At 43.5% G+C, this 17,039-nt stretch carries 12 protein-coding genes and 1 other annotated feature; of the genes, 1 reads left to right on the top strand and 11 read right to left on the bottom strand.

Translation table 11 applies throughout. The features are described 5' to 3' along the window. Positions 1-115: 115 nt before the first annotated feature. From carB to lspA, 8 genes are all read right to left on the bottom strand, one after another. The gene (gene carB, locus KJS58_RS02055; RefSeq protein ID WP_213529982.1) at positions 116-3,334 is read right to left on the bottom strand and encodes a carbamoyl-phosphate synthase large subunit; all 3,219 of its coding nucleotides are present in this window, start codon (positions 3,332-3,334) and stop codon (positions 116-118) included. 1 nt (position 3,335) lies between these two features. Then, positions 3,336-4,478: a glutamine-hydrolyzing carbamoyl-phosphate synthase small subunit gene (gene carA, locus KJS58_RS02060; RefSeq protein WP_213529983.1), complete on the bottom strand. Its 1,143-nt coding sequence runs from the start codon at positions 4,476-4,478 to the stop codon at positions 3,336-3,338. Positions 4,479-4,578: 100 nt separating this feature from the next. Then, positions 4,579-5,901 (bottom strand): dihydroorotase, encoded by a 1,323-nt coding sequence (locus KJS58_RS02065; protein ID WP_213529984.1) that lies wholly within the window; start codon positions 5,899-5,901, stop codon positions 4,579-4,581. A 113-nt stretch (positions 5,902-6,014) separates the two neighbouring features. Beyond that, on the bottom strand, positions 6,015-6,929 hold the full coding sequence (locus KJS58_RS02070; protein WP_213529985.1) for an aspartate carbamoyltransferase catalytic subunit: 915 nt from the start codon (positions 6,927-6,929) through the stop codon (positions 6,015-6,017). After that, positions 6,926-7,480, bottom strand: coding sequence for a bifunctional pyr operon transcriptional regulator/uracil phosphoribosyltransferase PyrR (pyrR, locus tag KJS58_RS02075; protein ID WP_160034257.1), 555 nt, complete (start codon positions 7,478-7,480; stop codon positions 6,926-6,928). Before pyrR ends, KJS58_RS02070 begins: the two co-directional genes overlap by 4 nt. Positions 7,481-8,298: 818 nt before the next feature. After that, a complete protein-coding gene (locus KJS58_RS02080; protein ID WP_213529987.1) occupies positions 8,299-9,552 on the bottom strand; it encodes an LL-diaminopimelate aminotransferase in 1,254 nt (417 codons plus the stop codon). 274 nt (positions 9,553-9,826) lie between these two features. Next, entirely contained in the window at positions 9,827-10,768 is a 942-nt protein-coding gene (locus KJS58_RS02085; protein WP_213529989.1) for an RluA family pseudouridine synthase, read from the bottom strand. 2 nt (positions 10,769-10,770) lie between these two features. Beyond that, positions 10,771-11,271 (bottom strand): signal peptidase II, encoded by a 501-nt coding sequence (lspA, locus tag KJS58_RS02090; RefSeq protein ID WP_213530274.1) that lies wholly within the window; start codon positions 11,269-11,271, stop codon positions 10,771-10,773. Between the two features lie 234 nt (positions 11,272-11,505). Here lspA and KJS58_RS02095 point away from each other — a divergent pair, with 234 nt between their 5' ends. Beyond that, positions 11,506-12,240 carry a TraR/DksA C4-type zinc finger protein gene (locus KJS58_RS02095; protein ID WP_213529991.1) on the top strand — a complete coding sequence of 245 codons (735 nt, stop codon included), beginning with the start codon at positions 11,506-11,508 and terminating at the stop codon, positions 12,238-12,240. Between the two features lies 1 nt (position 12,241). Here the strand turns inward: KJS58_RS02095 and KJS58_RS02100 are convergent, their stop codons facing one another. From KJS58_RS02100 to KJS58_RS02110, 3 genes are all read right to left on the bottom strand, one after another. Continuing rightward, positions 12,242-12,517 (bottom strand): DUF5665 domain-containing protein, encoded by a 276-nt coding sequence (locus KJS58_RS02100; RefSeq protein WP_249716865.1) that lies wholly within the window; start codon positions 12,515-12,517, stop codon positions 12,242-12,244. A 209-nt stretch (positions 12,518-12,726) separates the two neighbouring features. Then, a complete protein-coding gene (gene ileS / locus KJS58_RS02105) occupies positions 12,727-15,816 on the bottom strand; it encodes an isoleucine--tRNA ligase (RefSeq protein WP_213529993.1) in 3,090 nt (1,029 codons plus the stop codon). A 64-nt stretch (positions 15,817-15,880) separates the two neighbouring features. Then, positions 15,881-16,196 (bottom strand) — a binding site (T-box leader). 120 nt (positions 16,197-16,316) lie between these two features. Further along, on the bottom strand, positions 16,317-16,826 hold the full coding sequence (locus KJS58_RS02110) for a DivIVA domain-containing protein (RefSeq protein ID WP_213529995.1): 510 nt from the start codon (positions 16,824-16,826) through the stop codon (positions 16,317-16,319). Positions 16,827-17,039: the final 213 nt, after the last annotated feature.

A 17,039-nucleotide genomic window follows, 5' to 3' on the forward strand; every position in this document is an offset into this window, starting at 1 on the left:
CTCCTTCGCTAACGTTATTTCTTCCTTATCCGTGATAAAGGACATCAAGTCCAGCCCAAGCAAGTTATGGGCTGACCGATGTCCTACTGTAAAATTCACTAGAATCTATGCGTAATTAGCGGCTAAAAGTCGGCATGGATTCCGAGGAGAAGTTAATCGTCTCCAGCATTTGCAGGAGTGCACGAACAGTATCCAAGGAAGTCATACATACCACACCGTTCTCTACCGCTTCACGGCGGATCCGGAATCCATCACGCTGCGGCGTTTTACCCTTAGTCAGTGTATTAAAGACAAAGTTTGCTTCGCCCGTACGGATCATATCAAGAATGTTCGGCGTACCTTCGCTAAGCTTATTCACGGTTTGGACAGGGATACCTGCTTCTTCAAGGGCTGCAGCCGTACCGCCTGTAGCGATAATTTTGTAACCCAGCTTAAAGAATCCGCCCAGCAGTGAAACTGCTTCGTCTTTATCCTTGTCAGCTACCGTTGCAATAATTGCACCGGTAGAAGGAATCTTCATTCCTGCACCGATCAAACCTTTATAAAGTGCTTTTGCATACTGAACATCACGGCCCATTACTTCACCCGTTGATTTCATCTCAGGTCCAAGCGTAGGTTCCACTCGGCGGAGTTTCGCAAAAGAGAATACCGGCACTTTTACCGATACGTGCTCGCTTTCCGGCCACAGACCGTCTACATAACCTTGATCCGCTAGCTTTTTACCAAGGATGGCTTGTGTTGCTAGGTTAGCCATTGGAATGCCTGTTACTTTACTTAGGAACGGTACTGTTCTAGAAGATCTAGGATTTACTTCAATCACGTACACATCATCTTTGTAGATGACGAACTGGATATTTACAAGTCCAATGGTTTTCAGTTCTTTTGCAATATTGATCGTGATGCTCACAACTTTTTCTTTCAAATGCGGTTCCAGATGCTGCGGAGGGTATACCGCTATTGAGTCACCGGAGTGAACCCCTGCGCGTTCTACATGCTCCATAATCCCTGGAATGAGAACCGTTTCTCCATCACAGATTGCATCAACTTCGACCTCTTTACCAAGCATATAGCGGTCAATCAATACTGGGTGATCAGGATTGATTTTTACTGCTTGTTCCATATAGCTCAGCAGTTCACTGTCAGAGTAGACGATTTCCATTGCACGTCCCCCAAGGACATAAGAAGGACGAACCAGTACAGGGTAGCCAATACTTTGTGCAGTGACTACAGCATCATCTACTGTTGTAACTGTTTTACCGAGTGGCTGTGCAATATCAAGTCTAGATAGAAGCGCTTCGAATTTCTTACGATCTTCTGCTTCATCAATGCTGGCAAGATCTGTACCCAGGATTTTGACGCCTGCAGCCGCAAGCGGCGCAGCCAGATTAATTGCGGTTTGGCCGCCGAACTGTACAATAACACCGATTGGTTTTTCTTGTTCAATTACATTCATTACATCTTCGAAGAACAAAGGCTCAAAGTAGAGACGATCAGATGTATTGAAGTCCGTGGATACTGTCTCAGGGTTATTGTTAATAATAACCGCTTCATATCCAGCATTCTGAATCGCCCATACGGCATGTACGGTAGAGTAGTCGAACTCAATTCCTTGACCAATTCGGATTGGACCGGAACCAAGTACCACGATTTTCTCTTTTGCAGATGGGATGACTTCATTCTCTGTTTCGTAACTAGAGTAGTAGTAAGGTGTAGAAGCTTCAAATTCAGCAGCACATGTATCTACCATTTTGTATACAGGGCGCAGCTGCATTCTTTCACGCATCTCGCGAACTTCCTTCTCTGTAGTGAATGCCTCGCCCGGCTGTCCTTCGGCGCGAATCTCGGCAATGGAACGATCTGTGAAGCCCATTCGTTTTGCTTGATAGAGCATTTCTTTGCTTAGCTCTTTTTCGGAACGAATTTGATCTTCAAATTTGATAATTCCTTCGATTTTGTCAAGGAACCACCAGTCAATCTTGGTAAGATCCTGAATCTCTTGTAAAGAGTAACCGCGGCGGAATGCTTCCGCTACAAGGAACATACGCTCATCGTCCGGCTTGATAAGACGTGTTCTCAGAACTTCGTCTTCAAGCTGACCTGCATCTTTCAAATGAATACGGTGTGCTCCGATTTCAAGCGAACGAACGGCTTTGTGAATCGATTCTTCAAAAGTACGGCCAATGGCCATTACTTCGCCCGTTGCTTTCATCTGTGTTCCCAGTTTACGGTTCGCAGATACAAATTTATCAAATGGCCAGCGTGGAATCTTGCTTACGATATAATCCAGCGTCGGCTCGAAGAATGCATACGTTTGACCCGTTACCGGGTTAATAATTTCATCCAGTGTGTAGCCCATTGCAATTTTAGCTGCCATCTTCGCAATTGGATAACCCGTAGCTTTAGATGCCAGAGCGGAAGAGCGGCTTACACGTGGATTTACTTCAATAACATAGTACTGAAAGCTTTGTGGATCCAGGGCAAACTGAACGTTACAACCGCCTTCGATATTGAGCGCGCGGATGATTTTGAGTGATGCCGTACGCAGCATCTGATACTCACGATCCGAGAGTGTTTGGCTCGGTGCCACAACGATGCTGTCTCCCGTATGTACACCAACTGGGTCAAAGTTCTCCATATTACATACAACGATACAGTTGTCATTCGCATCACGCATAACTTCATATTCTACTTCTTTCATACCCGCGATACTTTTCTCGACCAAACATTGTCCGATTGGGCTGTAGCGAAGTCCAGAAGCAACGATCTCACGAAGTTCTTCTTCTGTTGCACAGATTCCGCCGCCTGTTCCACCAAGCGTATATGCAGGACGAACAATAATTGGGTAACCAATCTCATTTGCAAAATCGAGAGCTTCATTAAGCGTTGTTACGATGACACTTTCAGGTACTGGTTGTTCTAGTTCACGCATCAGTTCACGGAACAAGTCACGGTCTTCTGCTTTTTCAATAGAAGTCAGCTGTGTACCCAGAAGTTTTACATTTTCGCTCTCCAGCACTCCAGCGCGCGCCAATTCAACCGCCATGTTAAGACCCGTTTGACCGCCAAGCGTTGGTAGAAGTCCATCGGGACGCTCTTGACGAATGATTTGCGTTACGAAATCAAGCGTAATCGGCTCGATATATACTTTATCTGCCATATTGGTGTCTGTCATGATCGTTGCAGGGTTACTGTTAATGAGAACAACTTCCACGCCTTCTTCTTTAAGCGCTTGACATGCTTGCGTTCCTGCATAATCAAACTCTGCTGCCTGACCGATTACGATCGGACCGGAGCCAATAACAAGGATTTTTTTGAGGTCTGTATTTTTCGGCATGTTAACGTGCTCCCTTCACTGCTGCGGCAAGTACGGCTTGGCGCGCTTTTTTCGGATGGTTAAGTTTGTGTTCACGAATCATATCAATAAAGCGGTCGAACAAGTAGGAACTATCTTCCGGTCCTGGTGCTGCTTCTGGATGATACTGTACTGTAAATGCCGGATATTCTTTATGTTTTAATCCTTCAATGGATTTATCATTGTTGTTAATATGTGTAACAATCAGGTCCGTACCTTTTATTGACTCTTCATTTACGGTATATCCATGATTTTGAGATGTAATATAGCAGCGGCCTGTTTCTAAATCTTTGACCGGATGGTTACCACCGCGGTGACCAAATTTTAGTCTTTCTGTATCCGCACCGGCTGCCAGCGCAAACAACTGGTGACCAAGGCAGATCCCGAAGATTGGATATTCGCCAAGCAATTCGGAGATCATCTCTACCGCATGAGGAACGTCTTTCGGGTCCCCAGGGCCGTTGGACAGCTGAATGCCGTCTGGATTCAGTTTCCGAATTTCATCAGCCGTCGTATCGTGCGGTACGACCACTACGTCACAGCCGCGTTTATTCAATTCGCGCAGGATACCTGTTTTCGCGCCATAGTCTACAACTACGATTCGCTCTCCTGTACCTGGGCTGCTGTATACGTGTTTAGTTGATGTGAGCGGCACCTGATTGCGTAGTTCGTCAATCGTCGTATCTTTCATCATTTCCAGAAGTTCTTCAACTGGCTTCGAACCTGTTGTCAAAATCCCTTTCATTGTTCCATGATGGCGAATACGGCGTGTCAACATCCGTGTATCGATATCGCTGATTCCTACAATTCCATACTCTTTCAAAAGATCATCAACGCTGTATTCTGCGCGCCAGTTACTTGGTACCGGTTCATGACGGCGAGTGACAAAGCCATGAACATAAGGACGAATGGATTCAAAATCATCACGTGTGATCCCGTAGTTTCCGATCAGCGGGTAAGTCATGGTTACGATTTGCCCGCAGTAAGAAGGATCAGACAGCACCTCTTGGTAGCCTGTAATTCCTGTATTAAAAACGACTTCACCTGTTGTTTCACCCTCTGCTCCGAAAGATCTTCCGGTGAACAATGTGCCGTCTTCTAGTAACAATCTTGCTTGTGCCTGCATCCAATTTCACTCCTTCATGTTGTCTTGCCTCAATTTTGGTTATTAATAAGCCAGTATTTAAGAGTTCATTAAAACGTTGTTAGTTGTAATATTTCTTTTATTAGCTTAACGCTGGATCAGAATATACCTTTTTCCCGTCTACGAAAGTCATTACCGGCCAGCCAGTAAGTTCCCATCCTGTAAATGGTGTATTGCGTCCTTTTGTAGCAAACTCGGTTGGGTCAACAGCGCGCTCAGTAGTAAGGTCAATGACCGTGATATCCGCTGGTGCTCCTTCTTCCAGTCGTCCCGTATCAAGGCGGAATACCCGAGCTGGTTCAGTCGTCATTTTCTCTACCAGGAAGGAAAGACTCCATTTTCCTGTTGCCACAAACTTTGTATAGAGCAGCGGGAATGCTGTTTCAAAACCAACGATACCGAAGGGTGCAAGTTCCATTCCTTTTGCTTTTTCTTCTTCGCTGTGCGGTGCGTGATCTGTAACAATAATATCGATTGTGCCATCCTCAAGTCCTTCGATACATGCTTCTACATCACGGCGCGAGCGCAGTGGAGGGTTCATTTTCCAGTTCGCATCCAGACCCGGAATGTCTTCATCTGCCAAAATCAGATGGTGAGGACAAACCTCAGCTGTTACTTTAATTCCGATCTTCTTCGCTTCACGGATCAGTCGAACCGATTGCTCTGTACTCACATGGCAGACATGATAATGTACGCCCGTTGCTTCAGCCAGTAAGATATCACGTCCAACATGAATCGCTTCTGACTCATTCGGAATGCCTTTCAGACCATGTTTCTCGGCAAAAGCGCCTTCTGCTACGCAAGCTCCTTCTACCAAGGAGTTGTCTTCACAGTGAGCAATAACTGGCATATCCATCGCTGCCGCTTTTTTCATAGCATCTTTCATCATTTGTGCACTTTGTACACCAACACCGTCATCGGTAAATCCGATTGCACCCGCTGCTTTGAGTGCATCAAAATCAGTCAGATCGCGACCAAGTTCATTTACGGTAATTGCAGCGTAAGGAAGTACTTTAGCAAGATCCGCTTCTTTTGCTTTATCTAGTACCAGCTGTACTGTTTCGGGATCGTCTGTTACTGGTCTTGTATTCGGCATACAAGCGATTGTGGTAAATCCACCTTTTACAGCAGAACGGCTGCCGGACTCAATTGTTTCTTTATGTTCAAATCCTGGTTCTCTCAAATGTACGTGCATATCAATCAGACCCGGGACTACCAATTTTCCTTCTACATCAATCTCTTCTATGTTTACATCGCTAGGGTTCGTTTCATTATCAAAGGTTAATACAAAACCCTCTTCAGCATCGTGTATACTCAAAATCTTACCTTCGGAAATGAGAATGTTCTTTTGTTCGAGTTCCCCAGCTTTATTCAGTACACTTGCATTTTTAATCATTTGTAACATAGTTATTTCCTCCGCTCCGGTACCGTTTTATCGTAACAACGGACATTATGTTTAAATTGTATGTTTTGACTACTGCAAGGGTTAACAAATGCCCATATTTTCGAATTCTTCTATTATAGAATCAAAGCTCTCTCCATAACTGCCATGCGGATTGGAACCCCATTTGACATTTGCGGGAAAATTCGGGATGCCGGACTTTCTACAACCGCATCGTCAATCTCTACATTCCGGTTAACTGGAGCAGGGTGCATGATGATCGTTTTCGGACTCAGTTTAGCAGCTCGCTCTTCCGTAAGTCCGTAATTTTCGCGATATTCATCCGCTTTCATATCAATTCCTTTATCATGACGCTCTAACTGGACACGCAGCAACATCACAACGTCAGCCTTAAGCGCTTCATCAAGAGTGATATAAGGAGCAAGCGCTGCAAGCTCAGGAGCTTTCATGCTTTCTGGTGCGCAGAAGCTGACTTTCGCTCCGAATTTTTGCAGTGCATATAGATTCGAACGGGCTACTCTACTATGTTTGATGTCCCCGATGATGGATACGTTCAAGCCGCGAAGCTCACCGAAAGTTTGTCGCATCGTGTAGAGATCAAGAAGTGCTTGAGTTGGATGTTCATTATTTCCGTCCCCTGCATTAATAAGAGGCACTTTTACTTTCTCAGCAAGCACTTGCAACACGCCTTGCGGTTTTAACCGAATAACACCGGCATCGATTCCCATGGATTCGAGTGTGCGTACCGTATCGTAGATCGATTCACCTTTTTCGACGCTTGAGGCTGCTGCCGCGAAGTTCAGCACTTCAGCTCCCAATCTCTTCTCTGCCATTTCGAATGAAAAACGAGTTCGTGTACTGTTCTCGAAAAACATGTTAGCCACGAATTTAGAAGCTAGAATGGGATTCAGCTTCTCAGTCTGTGCATCGAAGTAGGCTGCCCGGTTCAGAATGGATTCGATTTCACTAACACTTAGATCTTTTAGACCGAGCAAACTCCGCTCTTTCACACTCTTCGCTGTAACTGTCATCCTTCTTCCCTCCGGTTCTGAATGGTGACTTGATCTACGCCGTCAACTTCTTTCAGAGCTACATCGATTAACTCCGAACGAGAGGAAGGGATATTTTTACCGATAAAATCGGGTCTTACTGGGAGCTCCCGGTGACCTCGATCTGCCAGTACAGCAAGCTGTATCATTTGCGGACGTCCACTATCCATCAGTGCGTCCATTGCCGCTCTTATGGTTCGGCCTGTGTATAATACATCATCAAACAAAATCACTTTTTTATTGTGAGTTACTTCTTTTAACTGCTTCTGAATTTCTTCGTTCTTCTTGCTACCCTCAGTACCCCGATCATCCCGGTAAGGAGTAACATCCAGATCGATACAAGGAACTTTCTTTCCTTCAATCTCTTCGATCTTCGCTGCAATTCGTTCAGCGAGGTAAACTCCTCTGGTCCGAATTCCAACAAGAATACAGTCATCAATTCCTTTGTTCTTCTCTAAAATTTCATGTGCAATCCTTGTTAGTGCTCTGCGGATTCCAATCTCATCCATAATGACATGTGCTTCATTACTCATGTGCTTTACGAACCTCCTCTGGATTTCCCTTTTACCAGTGGTCCCGTGAAGAGATAAAAAAAAGACTCCCTGCCGTAAAATCATGGCAAGGAGTCTTATAACCGCGGCAGGCGTACGCCGGGTCATTAAGCTCTAAAGGACATCCGAAACAAAAGCCGCAGCTTTGAACGGGTCCAATCACGTTACCTTGCCAGTCTCACGGGACTGATTTAAAGGTGCTATTCATGTATTTGTCTGAATGTTAACCTCTCAGGATTAACCAATTTCAAACAAATCTTCATTAACATGAATTATGACAGATAGCTTATCCTCTGTCAACACCTTGATTGATAAAAGGGTTTCAGCACAATCATTTATACATTAAACACCGGTCATTATGCAATTTAACCGCTCTTATTTTTATAATTATACGTTAATTATGTATAAATATCCATTCTTTTTTTCTTTTCTCAATAAAAAAAGACCTGGCAGCACCAGGTCCTCTACATTTATTTTTGTTCCATATATATTGTCGGTTCTAAAATTTATTAGTGATCGTCTTTCGCCAATCTTTTAAAGAGAAAAGTAATTCCAGTGAACCCCAAGACCATAATTAACGCGACCATTGCAATAAACGCCATTAGTAACGTCCCCCTCTTTATTTTATAACCTTATTGTAGCTTGAAATTATTCCTTTTGTCGTTCTAACCTTGACAATACTGTGAAATGTATCACATGGATCTTTTATGAAGCTGCTGCGGCTCAAGATCACGTAAAAAAAGGACACAACCAGAAGGTTGCATCCTTATTCTTTAACTAAGACTAAAGAATGACTACGATTAAAATTCAAATTCTACGTCGCTTAAACGGCGTTTGATCTCTTCCATCACACGTCTCTCCTCAGCTTCGCCTTTCGCTTCAAACGTAACGGAAAAACGAACAAAATGACCTGCATCATCCCAAGGTACAGTGGAGATTAACTTCTCGCGGATCAGGAATTGAGAGAAGTCTTCTCCAGTCTCGAAACGACGTCCGCCTTTGATCCCTTTTGGAGCTTCAACATATAAGAAGAAAGAACCTTTCGGCTTTTCCGCTCTGAATCCAAGTTCGTTAAGAGTTTCCACCAGCATATCGTGACGGCGAGAATATTTCTCTGCAATCTTTTCTGTGATTTCTGGATGGGACAATCCATGCGCTGCCGCTTTTTGAATCGCTATAAACTGACCCGAATCATTGTTATCCTTTACATCGCTGAATGCTTTTACAATAAGAGGATTACCGGCAACAAAGCCAATACGCCATCCTGTCATGTTGTAGGATTTGGACAGGGAGTGAAGCTCAACGCCCACATCCTTCGCACCGGGCACGGATAAGAAACTCAGCGGTTTGAGACCATCATACGTAAGTGCCGCATAAGGAGCATCATGTACAACGATTACGTTGTATTTCTTAGCCCATTCTACAACGTCAGTAAAAAATTCCGTAGTAGCACTTGCCCCTGTTGGGTTATTCGGATAATTTAAGTAAAGCAATTTCGCTCGGTGAGCAATTTCCTCTGGAATAGACGCTAGATCCGGTAAAAAGTTATTCTCTTTGGTGAGCTGTACGTTGTACACTTCTCCGCCAAGATATTTGGTGTGAGTTCCGAGAACCGGATATCCAGGTACAGTCAGGATCGCAACATCCCCAGGATTAATAAATACAGATGGGATCATAGCCAGCGCCGGTTTTGAACCAATGGAATGTACGACTTCGGATACAGGATCGATTCCTTCTACCCCAAACACTTCTTCTAAGTATTTAGCGGCAGCTTCCTTAAATTCAGGAATCCCGTTATCCGCGTAACCACGGTTTTCGGCCTTTGCAGCTTCTTCAGCAAGCTTTGCAACAATCCCTGCATCTGCCATCTCATCTGGTTCACCAACTCCAAGGTCAATGAGTTCAATATTTGGGAAGTCCTTTTTTGCTGCTTGTTTTGCTCGTTTTATTTTTTCGAATTTATAAATGTTGGTGTCTTTACCATAGTTCGCACCGCCGATTCGATCGGCAAAACTCGTTTGAATGAAAGTTTCTTGATATTTATTAGTACTCATATCGCGTATCTTCATCTCCTTGTGTAACGAATATCTCCATGTATAAATATGAAGGATTCTGTTCGTTAAAACCATGGACTATACATCCGATCATTTGCACTATCATTTTATGCTGAGTGACGCTTATAACACTATATACCCAATATTATACGCTTTAAGCTTTTCATTTAGTTTGCACGAAAGCACCATTAATTATGAATGAAGCACAAAAAAAAGAGCGCCGCTTAAAGCGACACTCTTAATGAACTGATTTTAAACTTAAAGTAAAAATCAACTACCTGCTTCGCAAAGAAGCAAGCACATCTTCCATATCTTGCGGCAGTGGAGCGGTGAACTCCATCTGTTCCCCTGTATCCGGATGTACAAAACCAAGCGTCTGAGCATGAAGTGCCTGGCCATTCATTTTTATCCCTTTATTCCGGCCATACATGGGATCACCAACGAGAGGATGACCAATAAACTTCATGTGTACTCTGATCTGATGCGTACGGCCTGTTTCCAGCTTCAATTCAAGCAGTGTATAGTCGCCAAGACGTTCTAATACAGTAAAATGGGTTATTGCTTCTTTGCTATTGCGATCCGTTACGGTAAACATTTTACGGTCATTTGTGTCGCGCCCAATAGGAGCATCCACGGTTCCCTGATCATGCTGTACATGACCGTGTACCAGTGCAATATAACGACGATTCACACTGTGCTCTTTCAGCTGAGCAGCAAGCGAGGCATGTGCCTTATCATTCTTAGCAGCCATGAGGAGACCCGATGTATCTTTATCAATCCGGTGAACAATTCCCGGACGAAGTTCGCCGTTAATACCAGACAAATCTTTACAATGATACATAAGTGCATTCACCAGAGTTCCTGAAGTATGACCCGGCGCCGGGTGCACAACAAGTCCTCTTTGTTTGTTCACTACAATGACGCTTGCATCTTCATATACCACATTTAGTGGAATATTTTCAGGAATGATTTCTACTGCCGTCGGCTCTGGGACGATAACCGTAATGTTATCTCCTTCACTGAGCTTATAGTTCGATTTTACTTTTGCACCGTTTACGGTAACATGACCGTCTGCAATCCACAATTGAACCTGAGAACGGGAAACGTCATCCATGCTCTCCGTAATATATTTATCAATTCGTTCCTTTGCATAATCAGCAGTGACGGTCCACTCCTGGATGTCTTGAGCCGATTCTTGTTCGGACCGATCTGTCATCTTTATTCCTTCCCTTCTTGTTGACCTTCTTGTTGATCTTCACGTTGCTTTTCTCTTCTTGATTCAAGTAGTGTGTCCAAGATAATAAGAGCTACCCCCACTACAATCGCAGAATCGGCAACGTTAAAAATCGGAAACGTATAGCTTCCAAAATTAAATTTAAAGAAATCAACGACTTCACCCATTAGCAGGCGATCCAAAAAGTTACCAATAGCTCCTGCAAGAACTAGTGATAAAGCCAGTGGGAGCAATTTATCAGGCTGGGATTTAATTTTTTGGATATACCAAACGAGTGCGATTACCACAATAATGGTTACTACAATAAAAAACCAACGCTGATCTTGGAGAATACCGAAAGCCGCTCCCCGGTTACGGTGAGAAGTAATATAGAAAAAGTCTCCGATCACCGAAATTTCTTGGCCCAAATCCATATTGGTTTTGACGAGCCATTTACTTCCTTGATCCACCAGAAAAATAATCAAAGCAATAACGTAATAGATCACCGTGTTTTTGTCACTCCGTTCATTGTCTTTTACCATTCGATGGGTAATGCCTTATTTATTGTAGCACACCCGCTGGAACAGCGTCTATTTGAAGTGATAGAGAGAGTTCACTCCCAATTATGCAAAATACACCTTCTCTAAAACCTTTGCTTTTTGCGCACTCTATACAGACACCAAGACAGTGCAATTTTATTACTACACAAGCAAGTAACAAGTAAAGGAGCATTCATGCCCATGACGCATCTTAGCAAGCAAGAGATGGAAGGTTTGCGCAAGCAGCTTCTTGAGCGAAAACAAGATATTGAACACCGTGACAAAACCAATGATCACTATGGACTTAGCGGCTCCATGCGTTATCAAGCAGGAGAACTTTCCACGATTGATAATCATCCCGGTGATGTAGGTACTGAAATGTTCGAACGAGCAAAAGACATTTCCTTAAACGAACATGATGAATTTATGCTTGAGCGCATCGACTCTGCATTAGCCCTTATGGAAAAAGGCGATTACGGCGTATGCGCCGTATGCAGTAAGCCGATTCCCTACGAACGGCTAGAAGCTGTACCCTATACCATTTATTGTAGAGAACATGCCCCAGAAACCGTCGTTTCTAATGATCGCCCGGTCGAAGAAGAGTTCCTTACCCCTCCATTTGGCAGAACAAGCCTGGACGAAAAGGATACTCAGAATGGTTTTGACGGCGAAGATGCCTGGCAAATCGTTGAAAGCTGGGGAAACTCTAATACTCCTGCTCTAGCTGAAAGCAATAACGTTGATGATTACAATGCGATGTACATTGAAGCATCGGAAGAAATTGATGGATGCGTGGAAGCTTACGAAAGCTTTCTGGCAACCGATATCTATGGAGAAAATGTATATGTTCTAAGAAATAACCAATATCGTAAATACCTTGAGGATGACGAAGGAATGAACATTCTTGCCCCCGATGTTCTTCCGGGTGACGATTAAATCACAGCGTATCCAGTTCTAATTGTCTTTGAACAATACGTACGATATCTGCAATGTAGTCTCCAACGATGGGTAGATTTAACGCTCCCAGCATCTGAAGGAGATATATGATGGTTGCTGCAAAAAAGGTAAAACCAATCGCTATTCCGACTCCTCTTGCCGTACCTGAAAGAATATTAAGCCAGATGAGTCGCGCCGGTCTATACAAGAGCTGTGTATAATCAGCAATCCGTGACTTCTCAAGGCTCATAGCTAATTTTTGTAACAACCCGTGCATTTCATCAATTTGCTCTTCAAGTTCTTTTATTTCATCTGATGCTTTCTGATTTGTGGTCATCGCTAAGTGGTCTTATCCTTTCCTTTATAGGATTAAAAAAGCGGAAACGAGCCAGGGGAAATGTATTTCCCTCAGGCTCGTTTTTACATATCGTTCTTTATGCTATTATATCCGCTTTAAAACCGAATTAGCCTCTACCTATACATATCTTACGAGATTTTAACACCAATCGTTTTAGATCCCGCTTCTACTTTTTCCATATCTTCCGAAGTACCAAAGGAAACATCGGTTACGAGTACATTTTCACGAAGTACATCTTCAAATGCTTCAATCGCCGCTTTTAGCTCATTATCAACATCAAGCATAAGGTTTACTCGTTTTTCAATTGGAAGATCCAGTTTCTTTCTTGTATCCTGAACGGCACGAACAACCTCGCGAACCAAACCTTCTTGCTCAAGTTCTGGTGTGATTTCCGTGTTCAGCGCAACAGTCAGACCGTAACCCGATGCGGCAGCAAATCCTTCTTTTGCTTTTTTCTCGATCAGAAGTTCCTCGCTAGTAACGTGAAGTTCAGTTCCTTCTGGGGAGACAATGTTGAATTCTCCAGACTCTACAACCGAACGAGTTTCATCTGCGGTCATGCCTTTAAAATGGTTTTGCAGGAAGCCTACATTTTTACCGTATTTTTTACCTGCTACTTTCAAATTCAATTTCAATGAGAAATCAACAAAGCCGCTGTCGCTTGTTTCTACTTCAATTGTTTTCACATTGATCTCTTCTTTGATGATCTCTTCATATCCTGGCAGATCGAAATCTTGATGCAGAGATACAATCAGAGCGGACAAAGGCTGACGTGTCTTAATTCCTGTCTCATTACGAACGTTCCGCGCAAGTTCAACAATATTACGTGCTGTCTCCATATCTTGCTCGAGTTTTTCGTCAATGAGAGATTCATTGGCAACCGGATAATCAGCCAAGTGAACGCTGCCTTCACCGCCAAGGTTTCCGTATACATCTTCAGCCAACATTGGTGTAAATGGTGCCATTACTTTGGACAAAGTAAGCAGCACTTCTGTCAGCGTACCATAAGCAGCCAGTTTGTCTTCGCTAAGGCCACTTCCCCAGAAACGATCACGGGAACGGCGGATATACCAGTTACTCAGCTCATCAACGAATACTTCGATCGATTTCGCAGCATTCAGGAAGTCATTCACTTCAAGTCCTTTACGAACTTTGGCAATGAGCGAGTTCAGACGTGACAGCACCCAGCGATCCAGCTTGTTCTCAGAGCCGTTAAACGGATGCTCTTTTGGATCATATCCATCAATATCAGCATACAGCGCAAGGAACGCATGTGTATTTACAATCGTGTCAATCACTTTTGATTTTGCTTCGCCTACGATCCCTTTGGAGAAACGTTTGCTGTTCCAAGGCGCACTGTCTGCAAGTAGTGCCCAGCGGAATGCATCTGTACCATATTCATTAATGATCTCCCATGGATCAATTACATTTCCTTTCGATTTGGACATTTTTTGTCCATTCTCATCCAGGATATGACCTGTTGCCATAACTGCTTTATAAGGAGCTTTGCCAGTAAATAAAGTGGATACCGCAAGCAAGCTGTAGAACCAACCACGAGTCTGGTCAATCCCTTCACAGATCATGTCTGCAGGATACTGCTGTTCAAATGTTTCCTTATTCTCAAAAGGATAGTGATGCTGTGCAAATGGCATCGAACCACTGTCAAACCATACATCAATCACTTCGGAAGTTCTTTCCATTACCCCATTTTCACAGTGTGTACAGTGTACTTTCACTTCATCTACATATGGCTTATGAAGTTCAAGATCCTCGCTCACTTCGCCTACCGCATGTTTACGAAGTTCCTCATGGCTATGCGGTGAAAATTGTCCACCGCAGTCCTGACATACCCATACGTTCAGTGGAGTACCCCAGTAGCGGTTACGGCTGATATTCCAGTCAACGAGATCTTCAAGGAACTTACCGAAACGTCCTTCACGAACATGACCAGGATACCATTCTACTGTATTGTTATTGGCAATCAGCTGATCTTTCACAGCTGTTGTTTCGATAAACCAGCTGTCCATAGCATAGTAGAGAAGCGGTGATTTACAACGCCAGCAGAACGGATAGCTGTGTTCGATTTTTTCTTTGCTGTAAAGCGTGCCTTGTTCGGACAGATACTTCACGATATCAAGGTCACAATCTTTTACAAAACGTCCTGCAAAGTCAGTAACTTCTTCTGTATACTTCCCTGCGGAATTAACTACACTTACAAAGCTGATTCCATTCTCACGACAAGTTTTATAGTCATCTTCCCCGTGAGCAGGAGCCATATGAACGATACCTGTACCGCTTGCATCTGTTACAAAGCTTGCTCCAACTACAATGTTTGCTTTTTCTGCTTTGATGTAATTAAACGGCGGTGTATAAGTAAGACCCACAAGCTCCGAACCTTTCAATGTAGAAAGAACTTCATAATCGCCTTTCATCACTTTTTCTACCAAGTTCTTCGCCACGATGTATGTGCCGTCTTCTTGTTTCACTCGTGCATATTCCATGTCTGGATTTACAGCAAGTGCCACGTGAGCAGGAAGCGTCCAAGGTGTTGTCGTCCAAGCCAGAATATATTCATCACGATCATCCAGTTTGAATTTGGCTGTTGCACTCAGATCCTTAACGTCTTCGTATCCTTGAGCTACTTCATGAGAACTAAGCGTTGTCTGACAGCAAGGACAGTATGGGCTAACACGATGTCCGCGATAAAGAAGCCCTTTGTCATGGATTGTTGCAAGAATATTCCATACACTTTCGATGTATTTGTTATCAAGTGTAACGTAAGGATGATCCAAATCCGTCCAGTACCCGATTGCCTCGGTTAGTTCACGCCATTTGTGTTCGTACTCAAACACACTAGCTTTACACTTCTTGATAAAAGCTTCTACGCCGTAGTTTTCAATCTCATGTTTTCCGTTGATGCCAAGCTGCTTCTCTACACCAAGCTCTACGGGAAGGCCGTGAGTATCCCATCCTGCTTTACGAACTACACGGTAGCCGTTCATCGTTTGATAGCGACCTACAAAGTCTTTAATAACGCGGCCAAGTACGTGCCCGATATGCGGAGCACCATTCGCTGTAGGAGGTCCTTCATAGAGAACGTAATTGGGCCTACCTTCACGATTCTCAATTGATTTTTTAAATGTATCTTCTGCATTCCATTTACTGAGGATGCGCTGCTCGCGAGCGCGAGCTTTTTCTTTGACATCGACTCGTTTCATCTTCAAACTCCCTTTCTTTATAGCGCATTACTATATTTAGAAAAATAAAAAAAGCCTCATCCCCAAAAGGGACGAGACTGTTCTCGCGTTACCACCCTAGTTCCATCTCCAGCCTGCTCGATTTAATCAAATTCATGATCATCACGATGAGCATAGAGACAGCTCTCTAATCCTTATGAAACTTCCATAAGGAGCCGATATAACGTTCGGCTTACGGTATCAGCTTATTCGTATCCGCAAGTACCATCGTAATATGCAGATCCTTTCGGCTTCACTTCTCCGGGAGGATATTCGGTCATGACCTGTTCATTGGCTTGCACCAACCGCCAACTCTCTGTGAACAATCTTCACAACGTACTGATTCCCATCATCAAAAATAAAATATGAAATTCATATAAGAATATTTATAGCCTCTTTTATAAAAAAAGTCAACCTGATCAATAGCCTGCAAATAGTTCATGATCCGCTCATATCTTTATCATATCCAAATCAATGAAATATTAATAAATTTCTTTCATTTCACGTTCATGCTCACGAAGCTCAAATTCTCGGTTCTCCAACGCTTCCCATCCATCCTGTGTCAATAATTCAAGCTGAGCTTCCACAAGCGTACGGAAACGCGCTCGATAGATCGAAGCCTGTTTCTTCAGCTCTTCTACTTCCATCGAAATCTTGCGTGACTTCGACAAAGCTTCGTTTATGATGCGGTCTGCATTCTTCTCCGCTTCCTTCACGATCAGCTGCGCTTCTTTCTTCGAATTATTCTTCACTTCATCTGCAGCTTCTTGAGCAACGATAATGGTCTTACTCAGCGTCTCCTCAATGTTTGAGAAATGATCCAGCTTCTCCTGCACGGACAGCAGCTGGTTATTAAGTTCCTTATTCTCGCGGATCACAGCCTCATAATCTTTGATGACTTGATCCAGGAATTCGTTAACCTCATCCTCATCATACCCACGAATTCTGCGAGAGAACTCTTTATTATGTATGTCCAGCGGTGTAAGCGGCATACTGTCCACCTCCTATAAAATTAACCTCCGAAAAAGGAGATTTATGAAACAAAAAAATAATGGTGAACCTTCTGCCACCATAGGGAGCAGAAGACTTACGGAATAATGTAATATTCACCACCTGTATATCAACATGTAGTTTATATCGGCAACTTCATACGTTGTCATAATGCCTAGACCTATACTTTTCGACAAGAAGAGCAGAATTCCTGC

The organism is Paenibacillus sp. J45TS6, from assembly GCF_018403285.1.
Classification (GTDB): Bacteria; Bacillota; Bacilli; order Paenibacillales; family Paenibacillaceae; genus Paenibacillus.